Genomic DNA, 15,956 nt, shown 5'->3' with positions numbered 1-15,956 from the left:
CTCGGGCGAGCGCCCCGCGGCGCGCTGAGTCGTCCGGCCCCGATGTTCCGCAACCTGGACGTATCCGGGCTCGTCGACGTCGAGACCGGCTTGCTCGACCGCGCGATCTTCACGCACGAGGATCTGTACCAGCAGGAGATGCGGCGGGTATTCGCGCCGAGCTGGTTGTTCCTCGCCCATACCGATCAGTTCCACAAGCCGGGTGACTTCTTCGCCACCTATATGGGTGCGGATCCGGTCGTCGTCACACGCGACAAGGGCGGAAAGATCCGCGCGTTTCTGAACTCCTGCCGGCACCGAGGGGCACGGGTGTGCCGCGCGGATTCCGGCACGACGCGCAGTTTCACCTGTAGCTACCACGGGTGGTCCTACGATCTCGAGGGCCGTCTGATCAGCGTTCCGAACCGGGACGGATATCCGGATTCGTTCCACCCGGACGACTGGGGGCTGGTCGAGGTGCCGCACGTGCAGACCTATCACGGCCTGATCTTCGGCACCTGGAATCCCGATGCGGTCGCGCTGGTCGACTACCTCGGCGATATGGCCTGGTATCTGGACGCGATGCTCGACCACGACGCCGAGGGCACCGTGGTGGTCGGTGGGGTTCACAAATGGGTGCTCGACGGGAACTGGAAGCTCGCGGCCGAGCAGTTCGCCACCGACTGGTATCACGTCAACATGAGCCACGCGTCGGCTCTGATGGTGCTCTCGCCAGAAGGCAAGGCGCCCAAGGACGAGATCATCCATCGCACCGGACGCCAATACGTCGATCCGAACGGTCACGGTGCCGGATTCCCGGTGCACCCGAAGAATCGGTTCGACGCGCGCACCGTGCACGAATGGACGGACTATTCCGCATTGCGCGACCGGCTCGGTGACGCGCGTGTCGAAGGGCCGCTCACGAACGGGCATGCCACCGTCTTTCCCAACTTCTCCTACCTGCCGGTGAACGGGTCGATTCGGGTCTGGCACCCGAAAGGGCCGGACAAGATGGAGGTCTGGTCGTGGACCATCGTGGACAAATCCATGCCCGTTCACGTGCGCGAGGCGCAGCGACTCTACAACTTGCGCACCTTCGGGCCGAGCGGCATCTTCGAGCAGGACGACGGCGAGAACTGGAGTGAAGTCCAAAGCATTTCACGCGGCTTCGTCACCAACGGCGTCGCGCTCAACTACCAGATGGGCATGGGCTCCGAGCGTCACGACGGTCGTTACCCGGGGCGGACGAGCGAACTCTACAGCGATGCCGCCGGTCGCGCCTTCTACGCGCGGTGGCAGGAATTGATGAATACACCGGCCTGGCACGAGGTGTCCGAATGAGCACGGGAATTCGAGTGGCGGCCCTCGCGGACATCGACGTCGGGACCGGCATCGCGGTCGGCAAGTCCGTGACCGGCACCGCCGACGACATCGCGTTGCTGCGTGACGAGCACGGCGCGGTCTGGGCGCTGGACGACACCTGCTCCCATGCCGACGCATCGCTGGCCGAGGGGTGGATCGAGGACGGGCACGTCGAGTGCCCGTTGCACGCGAGCAGGTTCTGTCTGGAAACCGGTGCGGTCGACGGACTTCCGGCCACCAAGGGGGTGTGCCCGCACCGGGTCGAGGTGCGCGATGGCGAGGTCTTCCTGTTTCCGAACGAGGCGCCTCGATCATGACCGGCTCGATCGATCGTGTGGTCGTCGTCGGTGGCGGCATCGCCGGTGTGAGTACCGTCGGCGCCTTGCGCTCCGGGGGGTTCGATGGCGAACTCACCCTCGTCGAGGCGGGCGAGTTCCCCTACGACCGACCGCCGCTGTCCAAGAAATACCTCTGTGGCGAAAGAACTTTCGAACAGATCGCGCTGCGCTCCCCGCAGTGGTATCAGGACGAGGAGGTGCGGCTGATCAACCGGTCCACGGTGACCGCGCTGCGGCCCGCCGAGGGCAAGGTCGAGTTGGGCGACGGCCGCTTGCTGGCCGCCGACCGGGTCGTGCTCGCGACCGGCGGGCAGGCGGCGCGTCCGCCGATCGCCGGAGTCGACAGCCGACGCGTCCACGTATTGCGGACCGCTGGCGACGCCGACCGCCTTCGCCGGGTGCTTGTCTCGGGCTCCAGGGTTCTCATCGTGGGCGCCGGCCTCATCGGCGCCGAAGTAGCCTCTACCGCTGTAGAACTCGGCTGCGAGGTGGTTCTGGTCGAGCCAACGTCACCGCCGCTCGCCGCGGCCCTCGGCGCGGAGGTCGCCGCGTGGCTGCACGCGATGCACGCGGACCGTGGCATCACCACGGTCGCGGGCCCGGTGGTGTCCTGCACCGAAGTCTCCTCGGGGATCGAGGTCCGGATCGGTGGGCATGCGCGGGCCCGTGTCGTCGATGCCGTGGTGCTCGGCGTGGGGATGGTTCCCGAGACGAGTCTCGCCCTCGGTGCCGGGATCGAGGTGGACCGCGGGATTTTGGTCGACTCCGGTCAGGTCACCTCGAATCCGGCGGTGTTCGCGGTCGGCGACCCGGCCCGCTGCCGCGACCAGCCGCGGGCCGAGCACTGGGAAGCGGCCCAACTGGACGGGCAGCGTGCCGCCGCGACAATTCTCGGCGCGGCGCCTCCGGCTTCGACGGCCGCGTGGTTCTGGACCGATCGTCATCACCGTCATGTCGAAGTAGTAGGACTGATGTCGGACGCAGAGCGAACAGTGTCCCGCGGCGAATTCGGCGGAAAAGCCTTTTCGGTCTTCGGTCTTCGTGGCGAATCGATCGTGGCCGCGGTCGCGATCGACGACTCGATCGCCGTCCGTGCCGCCCGGCGGATGATCGACCGCTCGATGATCGTCGATTCCGCATCGCTCGCCGACCCTGCCGTCGACCTGCGCAAGCTCTTGCGCGGCTGAAGCGCACACGGCGCCTGCCACCACTCGCCTCCAAAGGATCGAATCACCGTGAGCCCTATCGAATCCCCGCAGTCGACCGCATCGCCGTCGGAGCGGCCCGCGGACCGCGACACACATTTCGAAGTCGAGCAGTTCTACTACCGGGAAGCCGGATTGCTCGACGACGGCCGGTACGCGGACTGGCTGGAGCTGTTCGCCGACGACCTCGAGTACTGGATGCCCACCCGGACCAATCGGCTGCGACGCCAGCAGGCGCTGTCCATCGCCGCGCGGGGCGAGGCCGCGTACTACGACGAAACCAAGGAGAGCCTCGCCTGGCGTATCCGTCGTTTCGATTCCGGGATGGCGTGGGCGGAGGACCCGCCATCCCGAACCCGGCATGTGGTATCCAATGTCGTTGTCCACCACGTCGATACGGCTCGAACCCCCGGTTTCGCCGAGCGCGATCTGGTGGCGCGGTCGGCATTCCTGGTGTACCGCAACCGCCTCGAACGGGATGAGAACGTCTTCGTCGGCTCCCGCACGGATCTGTTGCGCCGTACCGAGCGACGACTCCTGGTCGCCCGGCGCACGATCCTCCTCGACCAGAGCGTCTTGCAGTCGAAGAACATCTCGACCTTCTTCTGACTCGGCTACCCCGCACCAAGGAAAGACGATGATCACGAAAACTTTCGACACCGACATCCGGCACCATCGTGTGCCCACCTCACTCGGTGAACTCGCCGTGGCCGAAGTGGGCAGCAGCGGACCGTGTTTGGTCATGTTGCACGGAGGCGGACCGGGTGCGTCCGGCCTGGCCAACTACCACCAGAACCTGCCCGCGCTGGCGCGGCACTTTCGCATCCTGCTGCCTGATCAGCCGGGATTCGGCGGCAGCTACCGGCCGACGCAGGACGACCTCGACTATCGATCCATCACCGAGATCACGATGGATGCGCTGTTCCAAGCGCTCGACGCGCTCGGTGTCGGCACCTTCCATCTGCTCGGCAACAGCCTGGGCGGCGCGGCGGCCATCGCCATGGCGCAGACACAGCGCGAGCGCGTCACGGGCCTGGTGCTGATGGCGCCGGGCGGGGGCTGGTTGCCTTTCGGTCCCACACCGACGGAAGGCCAGAAGGAGATGTTCCGGTACTTCAACGGCGGCGGCCCGAGCGAGAAGAAGATGGCCGCCTTCATCCGGGCAATGGTGTTCGACCACAAGCAGTTCGGCGCCGAAGTCGTCCGCGAGCGCTACGAAGCGTCCCTGGATCCCAGCCACATCGAGTTCTACCACCGGTACAACGCCGCTTTCGCCGCCCGCGACGGCATGGACCCGCTGTGGAAGAATCTGCACAAGATCAAGGCGCCGACCCTGCTGCTGTGGGGACGCGACGACCGCACGATCACACTCGACGGCGCCCAGATCATGCTCAAACAGATCCCGGATGTGCGACTGCACGTGTTCGGCCGATGCGGCCATTGGGTGCAACTCGAACGCCGACAGCAGTTCGAACGCCTGGTCGTCGACTTTCTGCGGGAACTGGCATGAGTGGCTGGCTCGAGGGATACGCGGCGCTTGTCACCGGCGGCGGTTCGGGGATCGGGCGGGCGGTCGCGGAGCGCTACCTCGCCGAGGGCGCCTCGGTGACGATCGTCGGACGTACCGCCGAGCAACTGGCCCGGGTGGTCGCCGAGTCGGCGGACCCGGGACGGATGCATGCGGTCGTCGCCGATACTCGCGACTCCGAGCAGTTGCGGAACGCGGTCGCCGAGACGGTGGAGCGGTTCGGGAAGCTCGATACTCTCGTCGCCAATGCCGGTGTGTGGGACTATCAGCGGCATCTCACCCGGCTGACGGCGCGGGAGCTCGGCGACACGTTCGACGAGATCTTCTCGATCAACGTCAAGGGCTACTTCCTCGCGGCCGAAGCGGCTTGGCGTGAACTCATGCGGACCAGAGGCAGCATCGTGATGACGCTGTCGAATGCCTCCTTCGATGTCAACGGCGGAGGCGTCGTCTACACCGCGAGCAAACACGCGTGTCTCGGTCTGATGCGTGAGCTCGCCTACGAACTCGCACCGAAGGTGCGCGTGAACGGGGTCGCCTGCGGCGGAATGAACACCGACCTACGCGGGCCCGAATCGCTCGCCATGCAGGACCGATCCCTGTCGGCGTCGTTCGCGAAGCGTAGTGCGAGTAGTCCACCGCCGCCGATTCCGCTGCACGACTCCAGCACCGACCCGCGTGACTTCACCGCGGCCTATGTCCTGCTGGCGTCGCGCGAGCAGAGCGGACCGATCACCGGCGAAGCGATCCGCGTCGACGGCGGCATCGGTGTGCGTGGCTTTCACACCTCCGCCGGTGGAGACCATCTCTGATCAGAGGCGACAGTGACACAGAGACGAGGGAGGACATACCAATTGTCGGCGGGTCCGGAGAACGTGCCGGTGATCATCGATGTCGAGCGTTGTGCCGACGGGAGGCTGCGGTCCGCCTATCCGGCCGGCGCCCATGATGTGGAGATTCGCATCACCGGGGCGCCGAGCGCGGAGGTTCTCACCGAGGCGCTCGCTGCGGCGGCATCCGCGGTCCTGGATGCCGATCCACAGTGTCGCCGTGTGGTTTTCGCGGTGACGGCGGGCGACGAATCCGGACTGGCCGCGGCGAAGCTCGCCGGTTTCCGGCATGTGGTCGACGTCGATGTTCCAGGGCGGACACTGGGGTTGCTGGTCGTGGAACCGGCGTGGGTCACGATGGTCGATATCGACATCGAGCGCGTACCGGGCACCTGATCGTACGGCCCAGACGATGTTGCCGACCGCGGCATTCAGAGCCGCGTGTTCTTGTTGATCGACTCCGTGAACATGTGTCCTGCGGCGGCAGCGACGCGGCGCAAGGTCGGAACATGCCGGCGGGTATCGATGCGTCCGGTCGCGCCCGCGATCGACAGCGCGGCGACCGGACGGCCCGCAGGCCCGAAGATCGGTACCGCCACACAACTGAGCCCGCGTTGAATTTCCTCGTCGTCGAACGCGATTCCGTCGCGACGCACGCGTGCGAGCTGCAACGACAGCGCGGCCGCGTCGGTCACGGTCCGCGAGGTGAAGGGCCGCAACGTGGCGGCCGCAGTCGCCGCGGCGTCGCTGTCGTAGGCCAGCAAGATCTTGCCGACGGCCGTGCAGTAGGCGGGCGCGCGGCCACCGATTCGGGAAGGCGACCGTATTCTGCGGTAGCCATACAGCTTCGCCAGATACAGCACGTCGGCGCCGACGAGTACCGCCAGATGCGTGGTCTCATGGGTGTGTTCGTAGACGTCTGCGACGAACGGAATCAACATGTCTCGCAGCGCTTCGTGATCCGGCGTGTAGGCGCCCCGGCTGAGTTCGTGCAGCCGCGGCCCCAGTCGATAGCTCGTCCCGACCCGCTCCACCACGCCGTTGCGCTCGAGGATGCCGAGCACGCGGAACGCGGTCGACTTGTTGAGGTCGGCGCGTCGAGCGAGTTCGCTGACGCCGACCCCGGTGTTCGCCTGGTCGCGAAACGAGACGAGCAGGCTGATCGCCTTGTCGATCGCGGCTCGATCGTCGCGGACGGCGTGGGTGAGCGGCTCTGTGGTCATACGATCTCGTGCGCGAAGGGGTAGGCGTTCAAGCGTGCGCGGAGTTCGCCGAGGCGGTCCGGGGCGGCATGGTTGTCCAGGTCGATCAGCGCGTGCGCGCGGCCGCCGCGATCGGTCACCCGCACCGCGCCGGACAGGCTCGCCTCCCGGAGTTCGCGCAGCACAATACGATCGACCGAATCATGCGCCAGGGCGAGCTTGTTCACCTTGCCGACCTCGGTGACCGGGATGGCCGGGATGATGTGGATGAACTTCGGGACAGCGGCCGGTTCGGGCGCGTGCTGCGCCGCCCAGGCGCCCAGCGCCCCAAGATCTGGATCGGCGCCAGGCCGCAACACGAGGTAAGCGGCTGGGACTTCGCCCGAATGCGCATCGGGACACGGAACCACCGCGGCCCCAACGATATCGGGATGAGCCAGCATCGCCTCCTCGACCATGCGCGGGTCGATGTTGTGGCCGCCGCGGATGATGATGTCCTTGGCGCGCCCGGTGAGATAGACGAAGCCGTCGGCGTCGACCCTGCCGAGATCGCCGGTGATCAACCAGCCGTCGACGATCACACCCGTGGGATCAGGGGCAGGACCGTCCGGCCCCGGCCGGAGATATCCCGGAAAGACGCTGGGGCCCTTGATCGCCAATACGCCGACCTCGCCGGGCCCGCAGTCGCCGAACGGAAGTCCGTCCGTTCCGATTCGGAGGGCTTTGATCTGCTGATAGGGCAGCGGAAGCCCGATCGACCCTGGCTTGCCGCCGGTCATGGGTCCGATGGTGTTCGCGCAGGTCGCCTCGGTGAGTCCGTATCCCTCGATCATCGAAACACCAGTGGCGGACTCGAATTCGGCTCGTACCAGGCTCGGTAGCGGTGCGGCGCCGACGATTCCGGCACGCAGGCTGGAAAGGTCGACATCGTCGGACACCGGCGGCAGGGAGGCGTACACCGTCGGAACCGCCGAAAAGGTCGTGACCCGGTAGCGTTCCACGATTCGCCAGAAGTCGGCCACCGCCTCGCGATCCCGGAACCCGAGGCTGCCCAGCGATACCACCGTTCCACCCTTCAGGAAGGGCGCGAGGGTCGAGATGAGGATGGCGTTGACGTGGAACAGCGGCAGCCCGGTCAGAACCACCGTGTCACCGCCGAATGCGCCGTGCTGCCCGAGCGCCCAGGCGACGTAGACCTCGCTCGCGTGGGTATGCGGGGCCACTTTGGGCATTCCGGTCGTGCCGCCGGTATGGAAGTATGCGGCGATGTCGGATGCCTCCGGCCGGTTCTCGAGGGTGAGTTCGTGCGCGGGCCGGGAGGCAGCCAACTGTTCGAAATCGCCGACCCAGATACCCGGCGCGGTGCGCACTGGCCCGCCGACGGAGACCAGCGCGCGCAGCGAGGGCACCGCCTCGGCGACCGCGCACGCCTTGTCCCAGCCGTCGGGATCGAGTGCGGGTGCGGGCGCGACGAGTATCCGTGCCTCGGTGAGACGGAGAATCTCGACGATGTGTTCGGTGGCGAGCATCGGATTCACCGGGTTCGCGATGCCGATGGCCTGGGCCCCGAGCAGCGCCGCGTAAGTGGTCCTGGTGTTCGGGAGCATGAGGCCGACGACACCACCGGGCCCCAGGCCCAGTGCCGCATAGAGATTCGCGGCCTGCGTCGTCCGCCGAAGCAGTTCGGCGTAGCTCCAGGTCTCCGGTTCGTCCCAGCGGTTCCCGCCGGGGAGCAGGTGGAGAGCGGGCTTCTCGCCGTGTTGTCGCGCGGATCGTTCGAGCAGGTCGTAGGTGGTGGCGGGCAGATCGCGATCGGACAGCGGCACATCGGTGAGCCGCTCGATGTCGTGGCGGGCGGTGTGCACGTTCGTTTCGGCGTTCACTCGGACACCACCGGATTGCTCAGGACGCCGATCCGCTCGACTTCGACCTCCACGATGTCGCCGTGGCGCAGGAAGCGGCCGGAGAACAGTCCGGCGCCGCGTGGGGTCCCGGTGCAGATCACGTCACCGGGCAGCAGCGTCTGGTACTTCGACAGGTGCGAGACGATCTCGGGAATCGAGTGGATGAAGCTGCTCGTCCGATCGTCTTGGCGCACTTCGCCGTTCACGCGGGTGCGGATACGGAGGTCGACTCGGTCGGTGAACTCGTCCGCGGTGACCAGGCACGGGCCGAGCGGTTTGAAGGTGTCGAAGCTCTTGGCCACACCGATCGAGGCGACGGGGTCGCCGATCATCGCGCGGCGCTGGATGTCGCGTGCCGAGACATCGTTCGCGATAGTCAGGCCCGCCACGTGATCCCAGGCGGTCTCGACCGGCACTCCGGTGGCCGCCCGTCCGATGACGACGGCGAGTTCGCCCTCGTAGTCCACTTCCCCGGCGGCGACCCCGGGCAGGACGACGGTGTTTCCCGATCCGGTCACGGCCGAGCCCGCGACTATTTGGAGGTTGGGTTCGGTGGGCATCTCGATGTCGGTGCGACCGATGGCGGCGAACGCCGCCAAGGCCTCCTCGGCGTGGCTGGGGTAGTTGAGTCCGACGATGACGACCTTCCCCGGTCTGCGCACGGGAGCATGCAGCATCGCCCCGTCCAAGGGGATCTCGCGGACCGTTCCCGCTGTCCGCGCGGCGTCCAGACCGGGGCCGTCGAGCAATTCCCCGAGATCCCGCTGCGGCAGGTCCAGCACGGAGAGTACGTCCGCCCGGTCCTCGCGGGCGATTCCCTCGTTGGTTGTGTACAGACGCATCTCGGTACCTCCGCGATCGATGGCGGCAACCTCGCCGCTCTTGTCCGACAGTTAAGAGCAGTCATGACGCGCAGTCAAGAGGTGATCGCGGGGCAGTAAGCTCACCTCATGCCCAGGAATCGACAGCAGATCCCGAAGGCCGAGCGTGAAGCGGCGGTCGTCGAACACGCTGTGGAACTGTTCGCCGCCAACGGCTATCGGGGGACGAGCGTGGCCGCGGTCGGTCGCGCCGCCGGTATCGCGCCCGCGGCGGTGCACTGGTACTTCCCGACCAAGGACGATCTGTTCGCCGCGGCATTGACCTCGATCTTCGCCACGGCGCGCCACAGCGTGGAGGCCGATCCCGAGCTCGGCGGGGATCCACGCAACGAGCTCGTCGGGCTGCTGGTCGCGGTGCAGCCGTACCGGGCGCTGCATCGCGAGGCGTATGAGCGGATGGCGGACTCGGAGTCGGTCCGCGTCGCTTATGAGCAGATCCAGCGATGGCTCGAGGGCCGCCTGTTCGCCGCGATCGCGAACAGGCTGCCCGAGGGCGCCGATGTGGCGCTGATCGCCGATGCGGGGCATGTGCTGTTCGAGGGGGTCCTGATCAGCTCGCGCCGCCTGGATCGACCGATCGGCGATCTGATCGATCTGGTGACCGATGCGCTGGTCGCCTCCGCGGCCGCTAAAGCTGCTCGCTGACGTCGTTGCCGCTGGTCGCGGCCATGTAGTTCGGTGATCCACCCGGGCGCGAGGCGTTCGGGGTCTGTGTGACGCCCTTGTTCGTGTCGATTCTGGCGACTGCTCTTGTTCGTCCGGTCGTGCGCTGAGGCGGGTCCGTCCTGTCTCGGCATCGGTTCGCGCTGTCTCTTGACTGTCATTCATGAGGGGGCTACCGTGTCTTGAGTCACATTCAAGAGAACTCTTCTCGCCATACCGTTCGGAGGTGCCAACGATGGCGTCACCCGTCAAACTCGCCCACATCGTGTTGCGAACCAATCGTCTGCAGGAGATGACCGACTGGTATCTGCACGTGCTGGAAGGTCGTGTGGCCTTCGCCAACGACATGTTGGCGTTCATGACCTACGACGACGAGCACCATCGGGTCGCGTTCATCGCGACCGGCGCGTCGGAGCAGCCCACCGACGCGCACACCGGCATGCATCACATGGCCTTCACCTACGCATCGCTCGGGGATCTGCTCGACAACTACAAGCGGTTGAAAGCTGATGGGGTGCAGCCTTTCTGGAGCATCAACCACGGTCCGACGATGTCGATGTACTACCGGGATCCGGACGGCAACCAGATCGAGTTGCAGATCGACAGTTTCGCCACCGAGGAGGAGACACAGGCGTTCTTCGAGTCCGACGCCTTCGTCGCCAATCCGATCGGCGTCGACTTCGTTCCGGAAGAGCTGATCGCCCGATTCGAGGCGGGCGAACCGCTGGCGGAGCTGGTGAAGCGGCCGTGAACGACGGACACATTCCGGTCTTGATCGTCGGCGCGGGCCCGGTCGGGCTCGCGACGGCGTATGTGCTCGGCAGGCACGGCGTGCGCAGTGTCGTCTGTGACCAGTTCGACGACATCAATCCGCATCCACGCGCGCACGTGGTGAATACGAGATCGATGGAGCTGCTGCGCCTTTGGGGCGTCTACGACGAGATCATCGCGGACGCGGTCGATCTGAACTGCGGGCTCAGCTTCGTCTGGAAGCACACGGTCGCGGGTGAGGAGTTCGGGCGGATCGACCTCGCGGACGCGCCCGTGGAGCACCTGGCGAGACGGCTCGGGGCGTCGCCGGTGACCGTCGGCTCGTGCGCGCAGGATCGGGTGCAGCGTCGGCTGCTGGAAGCGGTGTACCGGCAGGGAATGGCCGAGGTCCGCTACGGCACACGCGTCACCGCGGTGCAAGATCTCGGGGATTCGGTCGACGTGCGCGTCGAAACACGCGAGGGCGAAGAACGATTCGGCGCCGGTTACGTCGTGGCCGCGGACGGAGCGTCCGGACGGATCCGGCGCGGCCTCGGCATCGAGATCGAGGGCGTTCCGGAGTTCGGGCACTTGATCAACGTGTACTTCCACGCGGATCTGTCGCGCTGGTCGGACAAGGATCCCGCCTTGCTGTTCTGGGTACTGAACACCGCCTGTCCAGGCGTGTTCATCCGAATGGGCGGCGATCGCTGGACATTCCACCTCGAATACGACCCGACTCGGGAGTCGGTCGCCGACTACACCGCGCAGCGCTGTGCCGACCTGATCCGGAGCGGCATCGGAGCGCCCGACCTCGACGTCGACGTCCGGTCCGTCGGCACCTGGACGCTCGGGGCGAGCACGGCGCGGCAGTATCGCAAAGGGCGAATCTTCCTCGCCGGCGATGCGGCGCATCGGTTTCCGCCGACCGGAGGTCTCGGCATGAACACGGGACTGGTCGACGCGGACAACCTCGGGTGGAAGCTGGCGGCGGTGATCGACGGCTGGGCGTCCGAAACGTTGCTCGACACTTATGAATCCGAGCGCAGGCCGATCGCCGTCGCCAATGCCGAAAGCAGCATCACCAACGCGGTGAAAATGGCCGACGCCGGGATCGGGCCCAACACCCTCGACATGGCCGCCCGGCTCGAAAGCGGGGACGCGGCGGTGGCGGCGGCCGAGCGAAAGCGATTGGCCGAGTCCGTCCCCGCACAGCGCCCCCACTTCGACTATCTCGAACTCGAGATCGGCTACGTGTACGGCGTCGGTTGCCCCTCGGAGACGCAGGCGGACCCGCTCACCGTGGCGGTGCCCGGTGGCAGGCTCCCGCACGCGTGGATCGACAGGGGCGGCGTCACGATCTCGACGCACGATCTCCTGATACCAGGATTCACGCTCATCACGGGGCCCGACGGTGCGGTCTGGGCCGCCGCTTTGGCGGAGATCGATACGGATGTCCCGATCCACGCGTGCGTTCCGGGACGTGACTTCGAGGTCACCGCGCCTGGCTTGTGCGGGATCCCCCATGACGGCGCGATCCTGGTTCGTCCCGATGGGCACATCGCCTGGCGGGCAGAGGGGTTGTCCACCAAGCCCGTACGAGACCTGTGGGCCGCGCTCGACGCCGCGTGCCGCGGGGCCGACCACTCCGTCTCCTGACCATCTCCTTCGTTAGGAAATCCTCTGTCGTGACGAATCAATCAGCGCCGGTGGCGTCACCTCGTGACCGATATACCGTGCAACACGGGCGCGTCCATCTCACCGGAATCCAAGCCCTGGCCAGGATTCCCCTGGATCAGCGCCGGGCGGACGACCGAGCAGGACGCCGCACCGCCTGTTTCATCTCCGGATACGAGGGCTCACCGCTCGCCGGATACGACACCGAACTCGAACGCAATGCGGCGTTGCTCGACCAGCACGACATCGTGTTCCGACCGGGCGTGAACGAGGAGCTCGCGGCGACAGCCGTGCAGGGAACGCAGCTCGCCGCAAGGCAATCCGACAAGCGCGTCGACGGGGTCAGTGCGATCTGGTACGGGAAATCCCCCGGGCTGGACCGTGCGGCCGACGCGGTTCGGCACGGCAATCTGATGGGCGCCCATTCCGAGGGCGGGGTGCTCGCCCTGGTCGGCGACGATCCGGCGGCGAAGTCGTCGTCCGTGCCGGGAGCCTCCGAACTGCTCTTGGCCGACCTGGGGCTCCCGGTGCTCTATCCCGCCGATCCCCAGGAGGCGCTGGACTTCGGCCTGCACGGGATCGCCATGTCGCGTGCCTGCGGGTTGTGGGTGGCCATGAAGGTGGTGACCAACGTCGCGGACGGGTCGGGAACGGTGGATGTGGACCCGGAGCGGGTCCGTCCGGTCGTTCCCGATCTGACCGTGGACGGCGCCGAATACCGGCACGAGGTGACCGGCCAGGTCCTGCAACCGGCGTTGGGCGCGCTGGAACGGAGCCGGGACGGCGCGCGCCTGGAGATCGCCCGCCGATACGCCGCGGCGAACGGGCTCAATCGCATCGCGCGTTCCAGTTCGTCGGACCGGGTCGGCATCGTCGCCGCGGGAAAGACATTCCTGGATCTACGGCAAGCCCTGCGCGCTTTGGGATTCGACGACGACGAGCTGGCGCGGCGCGGCGTGCGGCTGCTTCAGCTCGGCATGATCCACCCGCTCGAGCCGGGCGTGGTCGACGAGTTCGCCGAGGGGCTGTCCGAGATCATCGTCGTCGAGGAGAAACGGGCACTCATCGAGTCGGCGGTCAAGAGTCTGCTCTACGGCAGGCCCGACGCGCCCGCTGTCTCGGGCAAACGGACGCCCGGCGGCGCCGCGTTGTTCCCGGCCGACGGCGAATTCGACCCCGATATCGTCGCGACCCATGTGGCCGCGCGGCTGTCCGAACTCGGCGGTTTTCCCTCGGTCGACGACTGGTCGGGGAAGTCACGCCGCCGGCGTGGTCCGATCGCGCTGCCCCTCGTCACCCGGACGCCGTATTTCTGCTCGGGCTGTCCGCACAATGTCTCGACCAAGGTCCCCGCGGGAGCCACCGTGGGCGCGGGAATCGGGTGCCACGCCATGGTGACGCTGATGGACGCCAAACAGGTGGGCGAGGTGGCCGGGATGACGCAGATGGGCGGCGAAGGCGCCCAATGGATCGGTATGGCGCCGTTTCTGGAGCGCGACCACCTCATCCAGAACCTCGGCGACGGTACCTTCCACCACTCCGGCAGCCTGGCGATCCGGGCCGCGATCGCGGCGGGAGTCGACATCACCTACAAACTGCTCTACAACTCGGCCGTGGCCATGACCGGCGGGCAGCAGGCCGTCGGGCTGATGACGGTGCCTGCCATCTGCGAGGCGATGGTCGCCGAAGGCGTCGCCCGCATCATCGTCACCACCGACGACCTCAGGAGCTACCGCAAGACGAAACTCCCTCGCGGAGTGGAAGTCTGGCGTCGGGACCGGCTGATCGAAGCCCAAGAGGTCCTCGCGCGCACGCGCGGTGTCACGCTGCTCGTTCACGACCAGGAATGCGCGACCGAACTACGGCGCAAACGCAAGCGCGGGCTCGCGCCGGAGCCCGCACAGCGGGTGGTGATCAACGAACGGGTCTGTGAGGGCTGCGGTGACTGCGGCGAGAAGTCCAACTGCCTGTCGGTCCAGCCGGTCGCCACCGAGTTCGGGCGCAAGACGCGCATCGACCAGTCCTCGTGCAACAAGGACCTCTCCTGCCTGTCGGGCGATTGCCCGTCGTTCATCACCGTGGCGCCCGCGGGGAAGCGCACCAGCGGTACCCGGGCGTCGCTGCTCTACGCCGACGCCCTCCCGGAGCCGGTATTCGCGCTCGACGGAACCCACACCACGCGCATCACCGGCGTGGGCGGGACCGGTGTGGTCACGCTGGCGCAGGTGCTCAGCACCGCCGCGGCGCTGGCCGGTCGCCATGTCCGCACCTTGGACCAGACCGGTCTCGCGCAGAAGGGGGGAGCGGTCGTCTCGGACCTCAAGATCTCCGTCGAGCCGACCGACCAGGCTGGGAAGGCGGCGGCCGGGGAGTGCGATCTGTATCTCGGATGCGACATCCTGGTGGCCGCCGACGAACGGTACCTGGCGGCGGCGAGCGCCGAACGGACCACGGCGGTGATCTCCACCAGTGAAGTTCCGACGGGTCAGATGGTCATCGATACCACCGTAGGGTTCCCCGACGTCGGACCCATCCGGGACGCCTTGCGCTCGACGACGCGCGAGGCGATCTTCCTCGACGCCCGTCACGCGGCGAACGCCTTGCTCGGCGAGGACCAGTACGCCAACTTCCTGCTGGTCGGCGCGGCAGTGCAATCCGGTTCGTTGCCGCTGTCGCCCGCGGAGGTCGAGCACGCCATCACGCTCAACGGCGTGCAGGTCGAGGCCAACGTTCAAGCGTTCCGTTACGGCCGCCTGTCCGTCGCGGACGCCGCGGCTTTCGAGGTCGCGGTGGCGGAGAAGTCACCGGCCGAGCGCGCGAATCGTGCACTGTCACAGGCGGTTCGGAAGTTGATTGCTCGGGTGGCATCCGGTCGGGAGACCGAGTTGACGCGGCTGGTCACCGTCCGTATCCCCGATCTCGTCGGCTACCAGAGCCTCTCGTACGCACGGGAATACAGCCGGTTCGTCGAGCACGTACGGCAGCGTGAGGACGAGCGGATTCCCGGTGCGACCGCGCTCACCGAGTCGGTCGCCAGATACCTCTACAAGCTCATGGCCTACAAGGACGAGTACGAGGTCGCCCGGCTGTCGGTCGACCCCGCCTTGCGCACCGCCATCGAGGCGGAGTTCGGGCCCGGCGCCCGCATGTCCTACCGCCTGCACCCGCCGATCCTGCGGGCGCTCGGCATGCGGAACAAGATCGAACTCGGTCCGTGGTTCCAGCCCGTGTACCGGCTGCTGACGGCCATGCGCCGGGTCCGGGGCACTCGCTTCGATCCGTTCGGAATGGCCGAGGTGCGCAGGCAGGAACGCGCGCTGATCGTCGAGTACCGTGCGCTGGTCGAGGAACTGCTGGCGGATCTACGACCCGACAACCACGCTCTGGCTGTCGAAATCGCTGATCTGCCGGACATGATTCGCGGGTACGAATCCATCAAGCTGGCGAATGTCGACCGCTACCGCACCCGAGTAGCCGCGCTGTTGGACACCTATCGCGCCGCGCAACCGGTGGTTGGTGTGGCGTAATGCCTCGTCCGGAGTCGACCTGGCCGCGGTGGGGGGGGGGGGCCCCCGGGGGGGGGGGGTGTTTGGGGGGCAACGCGGGGTGGTAGGGGGGGTGGGGGGGGCGGGGGGCG

General features: G+C 67.2%; 14 protein-coding genes. 11 read left to right on the top strand and 3 right to left on the bottom strand.

What is annotated here, in order from left to right; translation table 11 throughout:
- Nucleotides 1-138 precede the first annotated feature (138 nt).
- Genes AB0H49_RS26325 through AB0H49_RS26295 form a run of 7 tightly spaced genes read left to right on the top strand, consistent with a single transcriptional unit; the run spans nucleotide 139 to nucleotide 5,638 of the window.
- Complete coding sequence (locus tag AB0H49_RS26325; protein WP_357255531.1) at nucleotides 139-1,320, top strand: SRPBCC family protein; 1,182 nt, start codon at nucleotides 139-141, stop codon at nucleotides 1,318-1,320.
- On the top strand, nucleotides 1,317-1,658 hold the full coding sequence (locus tag AB0H49_RS26320; RefSeq protein ID WP_357255160.1) for a Rieske 2Fe-2S domain-containing protein: 342 nt from the start codon (nucleotides 1,317-1,319) through the stop codon (nucleotides 1,656-1,658). The genes AB0H49_RS26325 and AB0H49_RS26320 overlap by 4 nt, the downstream gene beginning before the upstream one ends.
- A complete protein-coding gene (locus tag AB0H49_RS26315; RefSeq protein ID WP_357255157.1) occupies nucleotides 1,655-2,866 on the top strand; it encodes an FAD-dependent oxidoreductase in 1,212 nt (403 codons plus the stop codon). Before AB0H49_RS26320 ends, AB0H49_RS26315 begins: the two co-directional genes overlap by 4 nt.
- Nucleotides 2,867-2,923: 57 nt before the next feature.
- Nucleotides 2,924-3,493 carry a 3-phenylpropionate/cinnamic acid dioxygenase subunit beta gene (locus AB0H49_RS26310; protein ID WP_357255529.1) on the top strand — a complete coding sequence of 190 codons (570 nt, stop codon included), beginning with the start codon at nucleotides 2,924-2,926 and terminating at the stop codon, nucleotides 3,491-3,493.
- A 28-nt stretch (nucleotides 3,494-3,521) separates the two neighbouring features.
- On the top strand, nucleotides 3,522-4,394 hold the full coding sequence (locus tag AB0H49_RS26305; protein ID WP_357255154.1) for an alpha/beta fold hydrolase: 873 nt from the start codon (nucleotides 3,522-3,524) through the stop codon (nucleotides 4,392-4,394).
- The gene (locus AB0H49_RS26300) at nucleotides 4,391-5,224 is read left to right on the top strand and encodes an SDR family NAD(P)-dependent oxidoreductase (RefSeq protein WP_357255152.1); all 834 of its coding nucleotides are present in this window, start codon (nucleotides 4,391-4,393) and stop codon (nucleotides 5,222-5,224) included. Before AB0H49_RS26305 ends, AB0H49_RS26300 begins: the two co-directional genes overlap by 4 nt.
- 42 nt (nucleotides 5,225-5,266) lie before the next feature.
- Nucleotides 5,267-5,638, top strand: a complete 372-nt coding sequence (locus tag AB0H49_RS26295) for a hypothetical protein (RefSeq protein ID WP_357255149.1) — start codon at nucleotides 5,267-5,269, stop codon at nucleotides 5,636-5,638.
- 35 nt (nucleotides 5,639-5,673) lie between these two features.
- Here AB0H49_RS26295 and AB0H49_RS26290 read toward each other — a convergent pair whose 3' ends face one another.
- Genes AB0H49_RS26290 through AB0H49_RS26280 form a run of 3 tightly spaced genes read right to left on the bottom strand, consistent with a single transcriptional unit; the run spans nucleotide 5,674 to nucleotide 9,190 of the window.
- Nucleotides 5,674-6,465 carry an IclR family transcriptional regulator gene (locus AB0H49_RS26290; RefSeq protein ID WP_357255146.1) on the bottom strand — a complete coding sequence of 264 codons (792 nt, stop codon included), beginning with the start codon at nucleotides 6,463-6,465 and terminating at the stop codon, nucleotides 5,674-5,676.
- Complete coding sequence (locus tag AB0H49_RS26285) at nucleotides 6,462-8,327, bottom strand: acyl-CoA synthetase (RefSeq protein ID WP_357255143.1); 1,866 nt, start codon at nucleotides 8,325-8,327, stop codon at nucleotides 6,462-6,464. Before AB0H49_RS26285 ends, AB0H49_RS26290 begins: the two co-directional genes overlap by 4 nt.
- Nucleotides 8,324-9,190, bottom strand: coding sequence for a fumarylacetoacetate hydrolase family protein (locus AB0H49_RS26280; RefSeq protein WP_357255140.1), 867 nt, complete (start codon nucleotides 9,188-9,190; stop codon nucleotides 8,324-8,326). Before AB0H49_RS26280 ends, AB0H49_RS26285 begins: the two co-directional genes overlap by 4 nt.
- 171 nt (nucleotides 9,191-9,361) lie before the next feature.
- Here AB0H49_RS26280 and AB0H49_RS26275 point away from each other — a divergent pair, with 171 nt between their 5' ends.
- The 4 genes from AB0H49_RS26275 (at nucleotide 9,362) to AB0H49_RS26260 (ending at nucleotide 15,846) form a co-directional block, all read left to right on the top strand.
- Nucleotides 9,362-9,874 (top strand): helix-turn-helix domain-containing protein, encoded by a 513-nt coding sequence (locus AB0H49_RS26275; protein ID WP_357255527.1) that lies wholly within the window; start codon nucleotides 9,362-9,364, stop codon nucleotides 9,872-9,874.
- 253 nt (nucleotides 9,875-10,127) lie between these two features.
- Nucleotides 10,128-10,643, top strand: coding sequence for a VOC family protein (locus AB0H49_RS26270; RefSeq protein WP_357255138.1), 516 nt, complete (start codon nucleotides 10,128-10,130; stop codon nucleotides 10,641-10,643).
- Nucleotides 10,640-12,301, top strand: a complete 1,662-nt coding sequence (locus AB0H49_RS26265) for an FAD-dependent monooxygenase (RefSeq protein ID WP_357255135.1) — start codon at nucleotides 10,640-10,642, stop codon at nucleotides 12,299-12,301. The genes AB0H49_RS26270 and AB0H49_RS26265 overlap by 4 nt, the downstream gene beginning before the upstream one ends.
- A 29-nt stretch (nucleotides 12,302-12,330) precedes the next feature.
- The gene (locus AB0H49_RS26260; protein WP_357255525.1) at nucleotides 12,331-15,846 is read left to right on the top strand and encodes an indolepyruvate ferredoxin oxidoreductase family protein; all 3,516 of its coding nucleotides are present in this window, start codon (nucleotides 12,331-12,333) and stop codon (nucleotides 15,844-15,846) included.
- The last annotated feature ends 110 nt before the right edge of the window (nucleotides 15,847-15,956 follow it).

This window comes from Nocardia sp. NPDC050713 (assembly GCF_040654315.1).
Taxonomy (GTDB): domain Bacteria; phylum Actinomycetota; class Actinomycetes; order Mycobacteriales; family Mycobacteriaceae; genus Nocardia.
Note: the sequence above shows the minus strand (reverse complement) of the source record. Positions and strands in the feature narration are given on the sequence as shown.